At 69.6% G+C, this 16118-nt stretch carries 17 protein-coding genes and 1 pseudogene; 14 read left to right on the plus strand and 4 right to left on the minus strand.

Translation table 11 applies throughout. The features are described from left to right. Positions 1 to 78: 78 nt before the first annotated feature. The 11 genes from AC0665_RS23030 to AC0665_RS23080 all read left to right on the plus strand — a co-directional run bounded on the left by AC0665_RS23030 (position 79) and on the right by AC0665_RS23080 (position 12345). Positions 79 to 1305: an ATP-grasp domain-containing protein gene (locus tag AC0665_RS23030; RefSeq protein ID WP_478705697.1), complete on the plus strand. Its 1227-nt coding sequence runs from the start codon at positions 79 to 81 to the stop codon at positions 1303 to 1305. Between the two features lie 44 nt (positions 1306 to 1349). After that, positions 1350 to 2408, plus strand: a complete 1059-nt coding sequence (locus AC0665_RS23035) for an LLM class flavin-dependent oxidoreductase (RefSeq protein WP_478705698.1) — start codon at positions 1350 to 1352, stop codon at positions 2406 to 2408. Continuing rightward, positions 2405 to 3628: an ATP-grasp domain-containing protein gene (locus AC0665_RS23040; RefSeq protein WP_468403380.1), complete on the plus strand. Its 1224-nt coding sequence runs from the start codon at positions 2405 to 2407 to the stop codon at positions 3626 to 3628. The genes AC0665_RS23035 and AC0665_RS23040 overlap by 4 nt, the downstream gene beginning before the upstream one ends. Before the next feature lie 2 nt (positions 3629 to 3630). Next, positions 3631 to 4875, plus strand: coding sequence for an ATP-grasp domain-containing protein (locus AC0665_RS23045; RefSeq protein ID WP_468632000.1), 1245 nt, complete (start codon positions 3631 to 3633; stop codon positions 4873 to 4875). A 52-nt stretch (positions 4876 to 4927) separates the two neighbouring features. Continuing rightward, positions 4928 to 6172 carry an MFS transporter gene (locus AC0665_RS23050; RefSeq protein WP_478705699.1) on the plus strand — a complete coding sequence of 415 codons (1245 nt, stop codon included), beginning with the start codon at positions 4928 to 4930 and terminating at the stop codon, positions 6170 to 6172. Positions 6173 to 6314: 142 nt separating this feature from the next. Beyond that, complete coding sequence (locus tag AC0665_RS23055) at positions 6315 to 6821, plus strand: flavin reductase family protein (protein WP_478705700.1); 507 nt, start codon at positions 6315 to 6317, stop codon at positions 6819 to 6821. Between the two features lie 98 nt (positions 6822 to 6919). Beyond that, a complete protein-coding gene (gene hppD, locus AC0665_RS23060; protein ID WP_468403388.1) occupies positions 6920 to 7984 on the plus strand; it encodes a 4-hydroxyphenylpyruvate dioxygenase in 1065 nt (354 codons plus the stop codon). Between the two features lie 52 nt (positions 7985 to 8036). After that, entirely contained in the window at positions 8037 to 8954 is a 918-nt protein-coding gene (locus AC0665_RS23065) for a phytanoyl-CoA dioxygenase family protein (RefSeq protein ID WP_468632006.1), read from the plus strand. Next, positions 8954 to 9862 carry a prephenate dehydrogenase gene (locus AC0665_RS23070; RefSeq protein ID WP_478705701.1) on the plus strand — a complete coding sequence of 303 codons (909 nt, stop codon included), beginning with the start codon at positions 8954 to 8956 and terminating at the stop codon, positions 9860 to 9862. Before AC0665_RS23065 ends, AC0665_RS23070 begins: the two co-directional genes overlap by 1 nt. A 3-nt stretch (positions 9863 to 9865) precedes the next feature. Next, the gene (locus AC0665_RS23075) at positions 9866 to 11200 is read left to right on the plus strand and encodes an aminotransferase-like domain-containing protein (protein ID WP_478705702.1); all 1335 of its coding nucleotides are present in this window, start codon (positions 9866 to 9868) and stop codon (positions 11198 to 11200) included. A 20-nt stretch (positions 11201 to 11220) separates the two neighbouring features. Continuing rightward, on the plus strand, positions 11221 to 12345 hold the full coding sequence (locus tag AC0665_RS23080; RefSeq protein WP_478705703.1) for an alpha-hydroxy acid oxidase: 1125 nt from the start codon (positions 11221 to 11223) through the stop codon (positions 12343 to 12345). A 103-nt stretch (positions 12346 to 12448) separates the two neighbouring features. Here the strand turns inward: AC0665_RS23080 and AC0665_RS23085 are convergent, their stop codons facing one another. Beyond that, positions 12449 to 13147 carry an SDR family oxidoreductase gene (locus AC0665_RS23085; RefSeq protein WP_468632013.1) on the minus strand — a complete coding sequence of 233 codons (699 nt, stop codon included), beginning with the start codon at positions 13145 to 13147 and terminating at the stop codon, positions 12449 to 12451. 430 nt (positions 13148 to 13577) lie between these two features. Between AC0665_RS23085 and AC0665_RS23090 the strand changes: the two genes are divergently transcribed. The 3 genes from AC0665_RS23090 (at position 13578) to AC0665_RS23100 (ending at position 15037) form a co-directional block, all read left to right on the plus strand. Then, a complete protein-coding gene (locus AC0665_RS23090; protein WP_468632015.1) occupies positions 13578 to 13739 on the plus strand; it encodes a hypothetical protein in 162 nt (53 codons plus the stop codon). A gap of 600 nt (positions 13740 to 14339) precedes the next feature. After that, positions 14340 to 14771, plus strand: coding sequence for an Asp23/Gls24 family envelope stress response protein (locus AC0665_RS23095; protein WP_478603700.1), 432 nt, complete (start codon positions 14340 to 14342; stop codon positions 14769 to 14771). A 38-nt stretch (positions 14772 to 14809) separates the two neighbouring features. Then, positions 14810 to 15037 carry a hypothetical protein gene (locus AC0665_RS23100; RefSeq protein ID WP_468411500.1) on the plus strand — a complete coding sequence of 76 codons (228 nt, stop codon included), beginning with the start codon at positions 14810 to 14812 and terminating at the stop codon, positions 15035 to 15037. A gap of 148 nt (positions 15038 to 15185) precedes the next feature. Here the strand turns inward: AC0665_RS23100 and AC0665_RS23105 are convergent, their stop codons facing one another. From AC0665_RS23105 to AC0665_RS23115, 3 genes and pseudogenes are all read right to left on the minus strand, one after another. Further along, entirely contained in the window at positions 15186 to 15494 is a 309-nt protein-coding gene (locus AC0665_RS23105) for an STAS domain-containing protein (RefSeq protein WP_478603695.1), read from the minus strand. A 159-nt stretch (positions 15495 to 15653) separates the two neighbouring features. After that, on the minus strand, positions 15654 to 15902 hold the full coding sequence (locus AC0665_RS23110; RefSeq protein WP_478705704.1) for a hypothetical protein: 249 nt from the start codon (positions 15900 to 15902) through the stop codon (positions 15654 to 15656). Positions 15903 to 15912: 10 nt separating this feature from the next. After that, positions 15913 to 16118: pseudogene (locus AC0665_RS23115) on the minus strand (DUF5994 family protein); the annotation flags it as partial.

Raw genomic sequence — 16118 nt, forward strand, 5'->3', positions numbered from 1 at the left:
GTCCGAGTGCTCTCCAGATGAACCATCGCCGACCTCAGAGCGAGATTTCGAGGAACTTCTGTGTCTTATCGTGTCCTAGTGGTGCAGCCGGCGTTCTCAGCGAACGCCTATGTCGCGCATGCCCGTTCCATAGGCTGGGATGTCGTCGTCGCCTCCTATGAGAAAGGGGGCCGCGTAATCGCCGACGCGGTACGCTCGCTTACCACCGAGATAATCACGGTGGACACCAATGACAAAACCGCCCTAGAGGCCGCTGTCGTTGAATCCCATGAGCGAAACGCGATTCATGCCGTGGTGGCCGGAGGTGAATACTACGTACCCGGTGCCGCGCAATTGTCAGCGCGTCTCGGACTGCCCGCCCTGACCCCCACAGCTGTCGATCAGGTGCGGCACAAGGGGAAAATGCGCCAAGCAGTGGCCGACGCCGGCCTGGAAGTGCCCAGGTTCGTGGTCGTGAGCGCACCCGCGGACCTCGAAGAGGCCTGCGCGCACGTCGGATTCCCCGCCGTCATCAAGCCCGTCGATTCCGGCGGCAGCGTCCACGTCTCGCGTGTCGACAGCATCGAGGAGGCGCGCGTGGCGCTGGCCGCGATGCACGCCGAGGAAGGGCTCGAATTCGACCGCGAGCTCACCCGCGACGCGATCCTCGAGCAATACGTGCCCGGTACGGAGTACAGCGCCGACGGATATGTGCGCGACGGAGAAGTGGTCGTCGTCGCGGTGACCCGGAAGCTGCTCGGCCCCGAGCCCCGGTTCCTGGAACTCGGACACCTCACGCCCGCCCCGCTGGACGAGGCCACGCGCCACGAACTGGCGTCGTACGCCACACGCGTCGTCGAGGCCGTGGGCATCACGACCGGCCCGTTCCACTGCGAACTGCGCCTCAGTGACAACCGCCCGGTCCTCATGGAGGTGGCTGCGCGGCTGCCCGGCGACAAGATCACCGAGCTGATGGAGATGGCCACCGGCCTCAGGCTGCCGGGCAAGGTCCTCGCGGACATCACCGGCGCCGACCCGGAGGGCTCGGGGGCGTACCGCGAGCCCGTCGCCAAGGCGGCCGGCATCCGCTTCCTGACGGCCGGCGGCGCGGGTTCGTACACGCGACTCGACGGCTGGACCGAACTCGCCGCCGAACCCTGGGTGGTGGCCAGCCACGTCCTTGTCGAGCCCGGCGCCGGAATCAAGACGGACGAGGCCGACTACAGCTGCCGGATCGCCGCCGTCGTCTTCACCGCCGACTCCCCCGAAGAGGCCCACGAGCGCTGGTCCGAGATCGGGGACCGAGTCCGCGTGCTCGGCGCCTGACACGTCAACGCTGCCCGGTGCCCCACAACCGAAGGAAAAACACGATGGAACCCCTCCGCCTCCACTGGTGCTCGCCGCCCGACACGGGACAGGCCACGCCCACGGACACGTACAAGATCGGCAAGCTGGACATGGGCGAGGTCAGAGACTTCGTCCAGGAAGCCGAGCAACTCGGCGTCGACAGCCTGCTGTTCGGCATCTCCAACTACCTGCCCGACCCGCTGCCGGTGCTCGGCGCCCTCTCGCAGGTGACGGACCGCGTCAAGTTCATGCTGGCCTACCGCCCGGGCCTTATGTCGCCGACCTTGTTCGCGCAGGTCGTCAACACCCTGTCCTGGATGACGGACGGGCGCATGTCCCTCAACATCGTCTCCGGCATCTCCCCGGCGGAGCAGGCCGGTTACGGCGATTTCCTCAGCCATGACGAGCGCTACGCCCGGTGCAACGAGTTCCTCGAGGTCATCCGCGGCCTCTGGGAGGGCGAGTCGCCCATGAGCTACGACGGGCAGCACTATACGCTCAAGGACGCCTCGCTCGGCCTCGGCCACAAGGGCGGTGGCTGCCCGGAGATCTACATCAGCGGCGCCTCCGCCGTCGCCCAGCAGACGGCGATCGCCTCCGGCGATTGCTGGCTGCGCTACGGCGACACCCCCGAGGGCATGGCCAGGGCGAGCAAGCCGCTCCTCGACGCCGGCCGCCGCGTGGGCACCCGTATGCACGTGCTGTCCCGCGACACACGCGAGGAGGCGGTCGCGGAGCTCGCCAACCTCATGCGCAACCCCGACGAGGACCACACGGCGTGGATCCGCCAGTGGGTGAACACCACCGACTCCGAGGCGGTGAAGTCCTCGTACCAGCTGGCGGAAAGCGCCGAGGACGAGTGGCTCTCGCCCTACATCTGGACCGGTGCCGTGGCCTACCGCGGCGGTCCGGCACTGTGCATCGTGGGCAGCCACGAGGAAGTCGCCCGCTACATCCACAGCTACAAGGCCGCGGGCATCAGCGAGTTCATCTTCTCCGGCTGGCCGACCCGTGACGAGATGCGGAACTTCTTCACCCACGTCGCTCCCCTGATCCGTCGTCTCGAGGAGCAGGAGTCATGAGCGCGCGGGAAGAGCGCGAACTGCTGCTCGTCGGCGTCGGGATCATGGGCCGCCCGTACGTGGCGGCCGCCCGCCGGCTGGGCCTGCGGGTCCGCGGTATCGAATCGCAGGACTGGGCCGCCGGCATCGAGGGCCTGGTCGACGCCGTCGAGCCGAGCCAGGGCCAGTACGGCTCGCTGGACGAGCTGTGGGCGGAGACCGCCCACGCCGCCGCCCTGCGCAGCCGCCCGGCCGGGATCTTCGGCTTCACCGAGTGCCACGTCCTGGGCGCCGCCCTGGCCCAGGAGACCCACGGGCTGCCCGGACCGTCCCTGGGGGCGGCCGTCGTCTCGCGGAACAAGGCACTGCAGCGCGGGCGCTTCCGCGCCCACGGGATCGGCCAGCCCGACTACCTCCTCACCAACGAATTGGCCGGGGCGGCCGAGTGGGCCAAGGCCCGCCTCCCCGTGGTGATCAAGCCGCTGTCGTCGGCCGGCAGCGACGGCGTCGAACTCGTCGCCGACGCCGCCGCCTTCGACGCCGCGGCGTCACGACGCGCCTCGGAGCGGCCGCTGCTGGTGGAGACCGCCGTCGAGGGCCCCGAGTACAGCTGGGAGGCGCTGGTCCGCGACGGCGAGGTCTGGTTCGCGAACCTGACCGCCAAGACCACCACGGGCGCCCCCAACTTCGTCGAACTGGAGCACCGGGCGGCGGTGTCCCTGCCGCCCGCCGAGGCCGAGCAGGTCGCCGAACTGGGCCGGTCCGTCATCGCCGCCATCGGGATGCGCACCGGCATCGTGCACCTGGAGTTCCGGATGACGAGCTCCGGCCCCTCCGTGATGGAGGTCGCGGTCCGCACACCCGGCGACTACATCATGGAGCTGTGCTCCCTGGCGTACGGGATGGACTGGTTCGAGCTGGTGCTGCGGCTCGTCGTCGGTGACGAGCTGCCGCCGCCGCCCGAGGGCCCGGTGAAGTTCTCGGCCAGCATCTTCGTGGTCTCCGACCCCGGCGAGGTGATCGCCGTCGACGGTCTCGACGAGGTCCGCGCGCACCCCGCCGTCGTGGACGCCACCGCCAAGGTGAAGACCGGCGACACCGTCCAGCGGACCTCGTCCTCCCTGCAGCGCACCGGGTACGCGGTGCTCGCCGCGGACTCGCGCGAGGAACTGGAACAAGCCATCGAGTTCGTCCGGCGAACCCTGTCCATCAAGACGGTTCCCGCGGCGACGGAGGAGTGACCATGCACATCGTCGTCGTCAACCGCTGGCCGCGGTTCACGGAAGGGCCCCGCTGGGACTTCTCGATGGGCCGCTTCGAGGAACTCATCGACCATGAGCGGCACCGCGTCAGCTACGTCGTCGACGCGGTCGGCGCCACCGGGGTCCTCGCCGCTCCCGAGCGGATCGCGAGCATGGTCCAGATCGAGGACGTCAACGACTTCGAGGCGCTGCGCGACGCGGTCCGCAAGGTCGCGGACGAGGTCGGCCCGGTCGACCGGCTGATCGCCGTCTCCGAGTTCACCCTCGGCATCGCGGCCGAGGTCCGCGAGGCACTCGACATCCCCGGGCCCCGCCCGGAGGACGTCGCGTCCTACCGCAACAAGCTGCGGATGAAGGAGCTCGTCGCCGAGGCGGGCGTCCGCGTGCCCCGCTTCGACGCCTGCGAGAGCGCCGAGTCCGCGCTGGAGTTCGCCCGCGCCACGGGCTTCCCGCTGATCCTCAAGCCGGTGTCGGGCGCCGCGAGCATGGGCGTGCACCGGGTCGAGGACGAGGCCGCGCTCACCGCGCTGCTGTCGGAGGTCGACCTCGGCGACTACGAGCTCGAGGAGTTCGTCGAAGGCGCGATCTACCACGTCGACGGGTTCGCGGACGAGGACGCGGGCATCCCGTTCATGGCGGTGTCCCGCTACATCAACGACTGTCTGGCCTTCGAGGCCGGCGGGCAGCCGCTCGGCTCGGTCGTCGTCCAGGACTGTCCACTGCGCACCCGGGTGCACGACTTCGCCCGGCGCTGCGTGTCGGGTCTGGGCATGACCTCCATGCCGTTCCACCTGGAACTCTTCGTCACGCCCGACGGGGACCTGGTGTTCCTGGAGATCGCGGGCCGCATCGGCGGGGCCGAGGTGCCGTACCTCATGGACAAGGTCTTCGGGGTCAACCTCTTCGAGCTCTGGCTGGATGCCCTGTGCGAGGGCCGGGCGACGGTCCCGCCGCAGACGGGCGACCCGTCCGGCGGCTGGCTGATCATCCCCAAGCCCGCCGGACTGCCGGCCGAGGTCGTCTCGGTGACCTCCATGCGCGACGACTTCGCCACGATCTGGCGGGAGTTGGTGCCCACACCGGGCGAGGTGATGGAGCCCGGCGGCAGCTATGACGCGGTGCACAGCGGGCGGTTCATCTTCACCGGCGACGAGCCGGCCGTCGAGGAGGACATCCGGAAGATCATCGCCGGATTCCACATCGAGACCGTTCCGGTGTCGCAGTGAGGAGTCTCGGGCGGGGCCGTCCCCGGCCGAGCACAAGGGAGCGATCGAGCTTATGACCACACGATCCAAGCTGCACCAACGGCTCTTCGCCGGCGGTGTCCTTCTCAGCGTCGTCGCCGAGCAGATGGTGATGTTCGCCCTCCCGCTGCTCATCTTCCAGGACACCAAGGAGGTGTCGGCCCTCGGCCTCGCCTACGCGATCGAGTGGCTCCCGGCCCTCCTCGCGTACCCCTTCGCCGGTCTCCTCGCCGACCGTGACGGCGGGGCGCGGCTGTTCTCCGTCGTCACGACGAGCCGGGCCGTCGTCCTGTGCGGCGCCCTCGTCGGCTGCCTGGCCGCGCCCTCCCTGCTGACGCCCATCCTGATGACGGCCGCGCCCCTGCTCTCGCTTCTGATGGCGCCGGTGCGCATGTCCGTGGAGAAGGTCGTGCCCCAGCTGGCCAAGGACGCCGAACTGGCCAAGATCCAGGGCCTGGTGCAGAGCATGGAGGTCTCGGCGATGGCCGTCGGTCCCGCCCTGGCGATGCTGGGCGCGGCCTTCATCGACAAGGTCTGGCTGCTCGGCGCGGCCGCGGCGGTCTTCGCCATCGCCGCTGCCTGCTGGCTGCCGCTGCCGCGCGGGCAGCGCACCCCCAGCAGCGGCGGAGCCGCGGAGATCGTCGCCGAACTCCGGCTGGGCTGGTCCCTGCTGGTCCGCAGCAGGCCGCTGGTCCTGCTGGCCTCGCTCAACTTCTCGATCAACCTGGTCTTCGCCGTGGTGCTCGCCGCCAACGCCGCACTCGTCACGGGTGTGTTCGGCGCCCCGGAGTCCTCGTTCGCCCTGCTGAACATCTGTATCGGCATCCTGGGGATCGTCAATCTCCTGGTCATCCCGTTCCTGCTCCGCTACGTCAACGTGCGGATGCTCGGGATCTTCGGCCTCGCCCTGCTCTGCTCCTGTCTGCTGCTCATCGGCTTCGCCTCCTCCATGCTGCTGTACGGACCGGCGTTCGTGGCGGCCATGGTCGGAGTGACGTACTTCAACGTCTTCAACCGGACGCAGCGCATCCAGGTCCTTCCCCAGGAACACCTCGGAAAGGTGATGGGGCCGTTCTATCTGCTCAATATGCTGGCCATGCCCATCGCGGGACTTCTGGTGGCCGGCTCCGGTTCCGGCCTGGGACCGCAACAACTCGTCCTGATACTGGCCGTGGCGCTCACCGCTTTCGGTGCGCTCATGCTGCCGCTGACGATCCGGGCTTTCGGCCGCGCGATCGCCGCACGTGAGGCGACTCTCGTGCCCGCGACCGTGGAATAACCCCGACCGTGGAATAACCCGCGACCGTGGGATAACCGCCACCGCGAAGGGGCGGCGGCACATACAAAAACACCAACACGGGCCGTTGGTTTCTTCGGCCTGCCCGAAAACAGATTCACGAGTTGTTCCGCGAAGGGACTTGATGGACGTCGGTTTGGCACGCTTCAGTGAACTCTTTGGCTCGTTCCCGACCCCGATCGCCATCGTGACGGCGACGGACGGAAAGGGTGAGCCGTACGGTTTCACCAGCAACGCCGTCTGTTCCGTGTCGGCTGCGGCGTCGATGCTGCTGGTCTCGGTCGGCAAGGAGTCCCGCACACTGCCGGCGATCCTTTCGTCGCAGGCGTTCGCGGTGAACTTCCTCTCCTCGTCCGGGCGCGAGGCCTCGCAGGTCTTCGCGAGCAAGGCCACGGACAAGTTCGCGCATGTCGAATGGCGGCCCTCGGCTATTGCCGAAGGTGCGCCGCTGCTTTTCGATGTCGCACTCGGTCTTGCGGAATGCAGGGTTGAAAATGCGATCGAAGTGAGCGATCATTGGCTTGTCATTGGCCGGGTGGAAGGTGCTGCGATCTTCCCCCGTGAGCCACTTCTTTACCGTCGGGGCGACTACGGTGCCTGGTCGCCGCTGAACGAGTTCTCCACTCTCTAGCGAGATATTCGGGGCCGAATCTCTCGATTCCCCCGCTCGCCACTCCCGAGAACATCTCGACTTTCTCCTGCTCGAACAGGAAAACAGAAGGGTTTTGCATGGATATCGGGGCCGTAGACCACGTCGAGTTCTACGTCGGAGATGCCCAGCAGTCCGCGTTCTACCTCTGCACCGCTTTCGGCTTCCGGATCTGCGGCCAGGCCGGCCCCGAGACCGGGCAGGCCGACTACCGCTCGCTGCTGCTGCGCCAGGGCGGCATCGAGGTGGTCCTCACCTCCGCCCTCAACGCCTCCCACCCGGCCGCGTCCTACGTGATGCAGCACGGTGACGGTGTCGCCAACATCGCCTTCGAGGTCAGCGACGCCGCCAAGGCCTTCGAGCTGGCCGTCGAGCGGGGCGCCACCGCCGTCGAACAGCCCACCGTCCACAGCAAGGACGGCACCGAGGTGGTCACCGCCACGGTCCTGGGCTTCGGCGACGTGACCCACCGGTTCGTCCAGCGCACCGGCGACCGCGAGCAGTTCCTGCCCGGCGTGATGGACATCATCGCCGCCGACCCCGAGGCGGGCGAGGAACTGCTCAGCACCGTGGACCACGCGGCGATCTGCCTGCCCGCAGGCCTGCTGCGCCCCACGGTCGAGTTCTACGAGAAGGTCTTCGGCTTCTCGCAGATCTTCGAGGAGTTCATCGAGGTCGGCACCCAGGCCATGGACTCCAAGGTCGTCCAGAGCCCCTCCGGCAAGGTGACCTTCACCCTGATCGAGCCGGTCACCGACCGTGAGCCCGGCCAGATCGACACCTTCCTGGCCCGCCACGGCGGCGCCGGCGTGCAGCACCTGGCGCTGCTCTGCGACGACATCGTGGGCACCGTGCAGACCCTGGAGAAGCGGGGCGTCAACTTCCTGCAGACACCGGGCTCGTACTACGAACAGCTCCAGGAGCGCTTCGAGCGCTCGAACCTTCAGGTCGAGGACCTGCGCCGGACCAACGTCCTGATCGACGAGGACCACTGGGGCCAGGTGTTCCAGATCTTCACCCAGTCCCAGCACGTACGGAAGACGTACTTCTGGGAGGTCATCGACCGGCACGGTGCCCGCACCTTCGGCAGCGGCAACATCAAGGCGCTCTACGAAGCGGTCGCCCGCGAGAAGGCCGTCTCCTGACGCGCCTCGGCGCGCCGTCCCCGCACCGCACCACGCACCTGTGAGGAAGCACATGACCATCGAGGACACCCAGAAGTTCACCCTCACCGACGAGGAGCGCGCGCTGCTCCCGACCGACGAGGACGTCGTCTTCTACGCCGAGCACGGCTGGTACCTGTCGAAGAAGCTGTTCACCGACGAGGAGATCGATCAGCTGGAGGCCGCCAGCGAGCGCTTCTACGCCGGCCACCGCGACCGCACCCTGCCGGTGCGCCCGCCCAAGCTGGCCTACTGGGAGCCGGACAAGGGCGACGTCCAGCGGCACAACGACTACATCCACTACGAGGACGACACCATAGGCCGCATCCTGCGCAAGCCGCTGCTGGGCGCCGTCGCCGCGCGCCTGGCCGAGGCCGAGCAGATCCGGGTGTTCCAGTCGACGCTCATCTACAAGCCCCCGGTGGCGCAGGAGCAGTCGAACATCGTGCCCTGGCACTTCGACCGCCACTACTGGTCCACCTCCACCTCCGAGCGGATGCTGACCGCGTTCATCCCCTTCCACGACTGCGGTGAGGAGATGGGCACCATCACGATGGTCGACGGCAGCCACCTGTGGAAGGAGACGGCCGACAACGACACCACCTCCCTGCACTTCGCCGAGCGCGACCGCTCCGAGCTGGACCAGATGCTGGAGGACAACGCGGCCTACAACGGGGTCGAGGTCAAGAAGATCCCGGTCTTCATTCCCAAGGGCCACGTCAACTTCCACCACTGCCGCACCTACCACGGCAGCGGTGCGAACGTCAGCGACCGCCCGCGCCGTGCCATCTCCTTCCACCTCCAGGACGGCGAGAACCGCTACCGCGACTTCTTCCGCTCCGACGGCACCCAGGTGCACTACAACCACGACATGCTCGTGCGGCGCACCGTCGAAGGCACCCCCGACTACAGCGACCCCGAGTACCTGCCCCTCCTGTGGAGCCACCACTGATGCGAAGTGCCGCAGTGGTCGGAACCGGCCTGATCGGTACTTCGATCGCCCTGGCCCTTCGGGGCCGGGGCGTGACCACCTACCTGATCGACGCGAACCCGGAAACGGCGCGCACCGCCGAGGACCTCGGGGCCGGCATCGCAGCAACACCTCGTGGCCCGGTCGATCTGGCGATCATCGCCGTGCCTCCGCGGCACGTCGCGACGGCCCTGAAGGAACACCAACTGCGGCACCTCGCCCACGACTTCACGGACGCCGCCAGCATCAAGGAACTGCCCCAGCGGGAAGCGGACCAGGCCGGCTGCGACCTGACCCGCTTCGTCGGCGGGCACCCCATGGGCGGCCGGGAGCAGTCCGGCCCGCTCGCCGCCCGGGACGATCTGTTCCACGGACGGCCCTGGGTGCTCACCCCCTCCGTGCACACCCGGGCGCAGACCGTCGACCGCGCCCGGCACCTGGCCGAGTTGTGCGGCGGCCGGCCCATCGTGATGGCCCACGCCGAGCACGACCGCGCGGTGGCGCTCACCTCGCACGCCCCGCACCTGGTGTCGAGCCTGATCGCGGGGCAGTTACTGCACGGCGACCCGTCCCAGCTCGGGCTCGCCGGACAGGGACTGCAGGACATCACCCGCCTCGCCGCGGGCGGCGCCGACCTGTGGACCGACATCCTCGGCTCCAACGCCGTGGCCGTCGCCGACGTCCTCTCCGGTTTCGCCCGGGACCTGCACCAGGTGGTCGACGCCCTGCACGGCCTGGGCACCGCCGACGAGCCGGAGCAGCGGCGCCTCCACACGGACCGGCTCACCACGGCCCTGGTCCGCGGTGTCCAGGGCCGGGCCCGGATCCCCGCACGCACCACGGCCCCCACCCTGAGCACGGCCTACGCGGCCGCGCCGAGAGGAGTCTGAGCGGTGACACCAGCCGCCAAGCCGTCCCCGCAGGCCCTGGCGCTCGACGAGCTGCACGGATCGCTCAGCGACCCGGTCCTCGACGCCATGAACTTCCTCAACGAGGTCGTCGGCCGCTTCCCCCAGGCCATCTCCTTCGCGCCGGGCCGGCCCACCGAGGGCGACTTCGAGCCCGAGGACCTCACGCGCCACCTGCGCACGTACACCAGCCACCTGCAGGACACCCTGGGCTGGTCGGGCGACCAGGTGCGGACCCAGCTGTTCCAGTACGGCCGCACCAACGGGATCATCCACGAGCTGATCGCCCGGACGGTCGCCAACGACGAAGGGATCGAGGTGCCCCCGGAAGCCGTCGTGGTGACGACCGGCTGCCAGGAGGGCATGCTCCTCGTCCTGCGGGCGCTCTTCGCCGCCGGCGAGGACACGCTTCTGGTCAGCTCGCCGTGCTACGTGGGCATCACCGGTGTGGCCCGGCTCCTGGGCATCCGCGTGCGGCCCGTGCCCGAGGGCCCGGCCGGTCCTGACCCGGAGGCCGTGGCGGCGGCCGTGCGCGCCGCCAGGGAAGCCGGTGAACGCCCTCGGGCCTTCTACGTCGTCCCGGACTTCGCCAACCCCTCCGGCACCAGCATGAGCGTCCCGGACCGCGAGCGCCTGCTGCGCGTGGCCCAGGAGGAGGATCTGCTCGTCCTGGAGGACGACCCCTACGGCTTCTTCGTACGGACGGGCCCGGCCCGCCCCACGCTCAAGGCCCTCGACACGGGCCGGCGCGTGGTGCACCTGGGCTCCTTCGCCAAGACGGCCCTGCCCGGAGCCCGGGTGGGCTACGTCATCGCCGACCAGGAGGTCATCGGCCCGGGCGGCCGGCGCTCGCTGCTCGCCGACGAGCTGTCCAAGATCAAAAGCATGACCACCGTCAACACCTCGGCCGTCAGCCAGGCCGTCATCGGCGGACTGCTCATCGAGAGCGGCTGCCGGCTGCGCGAGGCGAACGCCGGGGCCATCGCGTACTACCGCAGGAACATGGACACCCTCCTCGACGAGCTGGAGCGGCACTTCCCCGCGGAGCGCCGGGCCGGGCTCGGCATCTCCTGGAACCGTCCGGACGGCGGTTTCTTCACCGTCGTCACCGTGCCCTTCGCCGCCGATCACAAGGCCCTGGAGCTGTCCGCGCGTACCTACGGCGTGCTGTGGACTCCGATGAGCGACTTCCACCTGGACGGCGGCGGCACCCACCAACTGCGCCTGTCGTGCAGCGCGCAGAGCCCGGAGGCCATCATCGAGGGCATGGCCCGGCTGGCCGCCTTCATCACCGCGCGGAGCACCGGTACCGCCGCCTGACGGCCGGTGTCCCGCACCCCTTGACCAGTACGGCGAACGGAGAAGATGTGGTGCTGGCGTTGCGCGAGTACGAGGCAGCGGCCAAGGAGCGGCTGCCGCGGCCGGTGTGGGACTTCTTCGAGGGCGGCAGCGGCACCGAGTCGATGCTGACGGCCGGACGGGAGGCCCTGGACCGGATCCGGCTGCGGCCGCGCTGTCTCGTCGACGTCTCCCACTGCGACCCCCGCACCGAGCTGCTCGGGGCGGACCTCGCCGCCCCCCTGGGCATCGCCCCCATGGCGTACCACCGACTCGCCCATCCGGAAGGCGAGGTGGGGACGGCGAGGGCCGCGGGTGAGGCCGGTGCCCTGTTCACGGTCAGCATGTTCGCGAGCCGGACGCTGGAGGACATCGCCGCCGCGGCCACCGGCCCGCTGTGGTTGCAGCTGTACTGGCTCAAGCGCCGTGACCTCCTGGTGGACCTGATCCACCGGGCCGAGGCCGCCGGTTTCCGCGCGCTGGTCCTCACCGTCGACGCGCCCAGGGTGGCGTTCCGTCCCCGTGACGCCGCCAACGGATTCGCGGTGCCCCCGGGCATCCGGGCGGTCAATGTGGCGCACGACGTGATGGCCGCCTCGCACGGCGGCCGGGACGGGGAGTCGGCCATCGCCCGGCACTCGAAGGAGCAGTTCGACGCCTCGATCACCTGGGAGGACCTCGCCTGGCTGCGCGAAGTGACCTCCCTGCCCGTGGTGCTGAAGGGCGTCCTCACCGGTGAGGACGCCGAACTGGCCGTCAAGCACGGCGTCTCGGGGCTGGTCGTCTCCAACCACGGCGGCCGCCAGCTGGACTTCTCCCACAGCGCCCTCGACGCCCTCCCCGAGATCGTGGACGCCGTCGCCGGGCGGTGCGCGGTGGTCCTCGACGGCGGGGTACGGCACGGCGCCGACATGGCCAAGGCCCTGTGCCTGGGCGCGGACGCGGTGATGATCGGACGCCCGGCCCTCTGGGGGCTCGCCCACTCCGGCGCGCAGGGCGTCGCGGATGTCCTGCGGCTGCTCATGGGCGAGTTCGAGGAGGTCATGGCCCTGATGGGGGCACCCACCGTGGCCGGCTTCGAGCGGTCCGGGGTGGTCGTCCCCGGGTGTGCCCACGTCTCCGCCTGACGCCGCGCGTCCACGCGGACACCGAAAGGCTCCCCCGGCCCGCACCGCTGGTACGCGGCGGGGGCCGGGGGAGCCTTTTCGTACGGTTGCCGGGAGCGCGGCGTCAGCCGAGCTGTCCGGCCGGCCGCAGGGTGATGTGGTTGATGTCCACGCCCGCGGGCTGGCCGAGGGCGAAGACGATCGTGTCCGCGATCTGCTCGGGGGTCATCGACGGTGCCGCCTCGGGGGTGCCGCCGCGCTCGTCCCAGAACGGGGTGTCCACCACCCCGGGGGCGATGACGGTCACGCCGACCCCGTCCTTGCCGACCAGCAGCCGGGTGTTCTCGGCCAGCGCGTGCGCGGCCCACTTGGTGACCGAATACAGGTTGCCGGGCGTGTTGCGCACCCCGGCGACCGAACCGATGATCACGATCCGGCCCTTGGACTCCCGGACGTGCGGCAGCGTCTCCCGCACGAGCAGGGCCGGGCCCAGGACGTTGGTGAGGACCATGGCGCGCATGTCCTCGGGGGCGTGGCTCTCCAGGTTGCCGGGCAGCGAGAAACCGGCGTTGGCGATGACGTGGTCCAGCCGGCCCCACGCGTCCACGACGTTGCGCACGGCGGACGCGACGTCGTGCTCGTCGGCGGCGTCGCCCGTGATCGTCAGCAGTCGCCCGCCCGCTCCGGCAGAAGCGGCGAAGGCGGCCAGCTTGTCCGCGTCCCGTCCGGTGACGGCCACGCGGTGGCCCTGTTCGAGCAGGGCGCGGGCGGTGGCGGCGCCGATTCCGGTCGAGCCACCGGTGATCAGCGTGACGGGTTCCATGCCGGCCTCCTCAGTGATGTGGTCACCGGGGGCCCTCCGGGGTCGCCGACGTCGATGAGCGCGAGGTCGACCGACTCCGGGCCGCCGCCGGTGATCCGAAACGCCTGCACTATATCCAGAGGTTTTCCCGCCGAGCCGGTACACCATCGCTGACCGGCCACGATGCCGTAGGAAGTGGCCGAACTCGTCATGCCGGCCGCCGCGTTGGTCCCAGCACGGCGCACGGCGCACGGGGCCCGGGCCGCGCGCTCACCCTCTCCTGCACATCCTCACCGGAGCCCTTCCCCGGCAGAACCGAGGCCGGCGCGTGAAGGGGTCGGAACCCGGCAGGCGGGCACTGCCTGCGGAGGGACATTGAGGTATTTGCCCTGATGTGTTTGCGATCGAGGGTCGGAAAGGGTCAGAGTCGGAGGGGGGACAGGAGGCGACCGTGACCGTTCTCGCGATGTTTCTTCTCATCATCGGGGCGCTTCTCATCCTGCTTGGGACGGTCCTGGTCGGCGTCGGGGTCCTCGTGATCCTCATCGGGATTGCCCTGATCGCCGTTGCGGCCTTCCTGCTGATCCGGAGAGTGCTGAGGCGCCAACAGTAGAAATGGCAGGACCGAGGGGTCTCTGTGCGTTCGGCCAGGCAGCGCTGTGGTTGACCTGCGCCCAGGGGAGGCCGGAGAGGCGGGACCGGATGAGGCCCCACGCGTCGAGCTGCCGTTGACGCCTGGCCAGGCCCGGTTTCTGTGATGGGGACGGCGGCGGTGACCGGGCCGGAATGGTCGGTGGTGGCTGCCTCGGCTACGACGGCCCGGACGGCGCGGGCGACTTCCAGCGGATGGTGGCCACGGGCGACCGCGAGCTGGACCTCGATGCGGCGGCCGGGTGGATCGTCATGGTCCTCCATCTTGGCCGGACGGCTTCCCGGCACGGCGGTGAGGCGGGCGACGCCCGGAACACCCAGCCGAGACGTTCGCCAGTTCCCGGACGGGCCCCACATGGATCCTGTTCCGGCGGCTTCGATCCCGAGCCCTCTTCCTGCCGCAACTGCGCCCGGAGTGTCCGCGAGGACTCTGGGCAGGGACGCATGTGCCACTCATTCGGTCATCTCGTCTTATATACCTCCTCTCAAACAAAAGCTACTAATGGGAATATAGTCTGAACAAAGGTGTGAGGTGGCCTCCTCTGGAGGGAGGAATGTCCTGATGACTGAGAACACCGGCGCAGGGTATGGCGGTGCGCCCGGCTCTCGCGGCCGGACGACCATCGCCGATGTGGTGGTGGAGAAGATCGCCGGAATGGCCGTTCGCGAAGTGCGCGGCGTCTATGCCCTGGGCAGTGGATTCACGCGCTCGATGGGATCCATGCGGGAGCGGATGCCCGGTGGCGGCAGTGGCAGGTCCGCCACGCGTGGGGTCAGTGTCGAGGTCGGAGAGAAGCAGGCGGCCATCGATCTGGAGATCGTCGTCGACTACGGCGTCTCCATCACGGACGTGGCCGGTGAGGTGCGGGAGAACGTGATCTCCGCGGTGGAGCGGATGGCGGGGCTTGAAGTCGTGGAAGTCAACATCATGGTCAGCGATGTGAAGCTCCCCGATGAGGAGGACGAGGGGGAAGAGCGGCAGCGGATCCAGTAGCCGGGGCGGCGCAGTCCGCTTGAGTGAAGGAGCGCGTGATGAGCAGGACTGTGGTGGGCCTGATGGCAGGGATGGCGCTGGGTTTCGCCGCGTATTTCGGTGACTTCTGGGCTTTCCTGTTGGTGCTGGGGCTGGGCGTCGTCGGACTCGGGGTCGGGCGGTTCCTCGAGGGTGATTTCGAGCCGGGTGACTTCGTTCGCCGCCGGGACCGGCAGGAGCGGATCCGTGATGACCGGCGACGGGTTCGGGGAGACTGGCGGCAGTGATCGGCGAAGCCAGTCTGCGTCCGGGCATTCCTCGTGGGGACGCCACGCGTGACCACTTCCGTGCGGCGGGCACCGGGGCGGGATACCGCAGGACGAGTCGCCGAGGTGCGTCGGGAGGTTACCGCAAGAAAGCGGCTGTCGCACATGATCAGAACACAAGATCGGAGCCCATGGTCCCGAGCAGTCGTGCGGTCTGCGGGGACGGGTAGTGCAGCCGCAGGGACGCGTGGGTCTCGGCGGCATGCCGTGACGCGTCGAGGAAGACCCGCAGGCCGCTGCTGTCGCAGCGGTCGACGGTGGTCAGATCGACATCGATGGTGGTCATGCCGTCATGCAGGCACCGCTCCAGAGCGGCGCGCACCTGGGGCGCGGTGGCCGGGTCGATCTCACCGGCCAGGGTGATCAGTGCCCGCCTGCCTCGGTCGTGCCGGTAGATGTTCAGCCGCGGAAGTGTCATGACGCCTCGGTTCAACCGCCTCGGCCTATGGGGCCCGGCCGCTCCTCGCAGGGTCCAAAGCCCGGGTGTACGTTCCCAGGCGCACGGTACGAGCCGAGCCGACGGTACGTGCGCGCGGCCGGGGGAGAAACCGGCTGGTCACCCGCGGTGAGTGGACGGCTACGGCGGCGGCGCGGCGCGGACGCGGCCTCCGTCGCGGTGGTCCGGTCGTTCACCGGCGGCCGGTGACTCGAACCGCTCCGGCCCCACCGGGGGCGGAGGCGTACCGCGGCCGCGGCGGCCGGGCCGGGGGGCGCTGTAATGGTGCGCGGCGATTCTGTCGGCGTGCTGGAGGTTGAGCCGGTGGATCACGTACGCCGCCGCTGCGATGAGGACCACGAAGGCGGCGGCTGTCAGGAAGGCGTTCATGGCGGCCACCTCACGAACCGGTGATCGGTCGGCCGGCCCGGCCGGGCGGACCGGTCTGCTGGGGAACGGCCGCTGACACCGCGGAGGCGCCGCCCTCGTACTCCCATGCCTCGTCCGGGTTCAGTGGCTGGTCGGCCGCCAGGACGCCGTGCCGGGCCTCGTGGGCGGTGATGAGCGCGCTCGCGGTCAGCGGCGGGCCGTCGGGGTCGGAGGCGG

It is taken from the genome of Streptomyces sp. NPDC043685 (assembly GCF_056436585.1).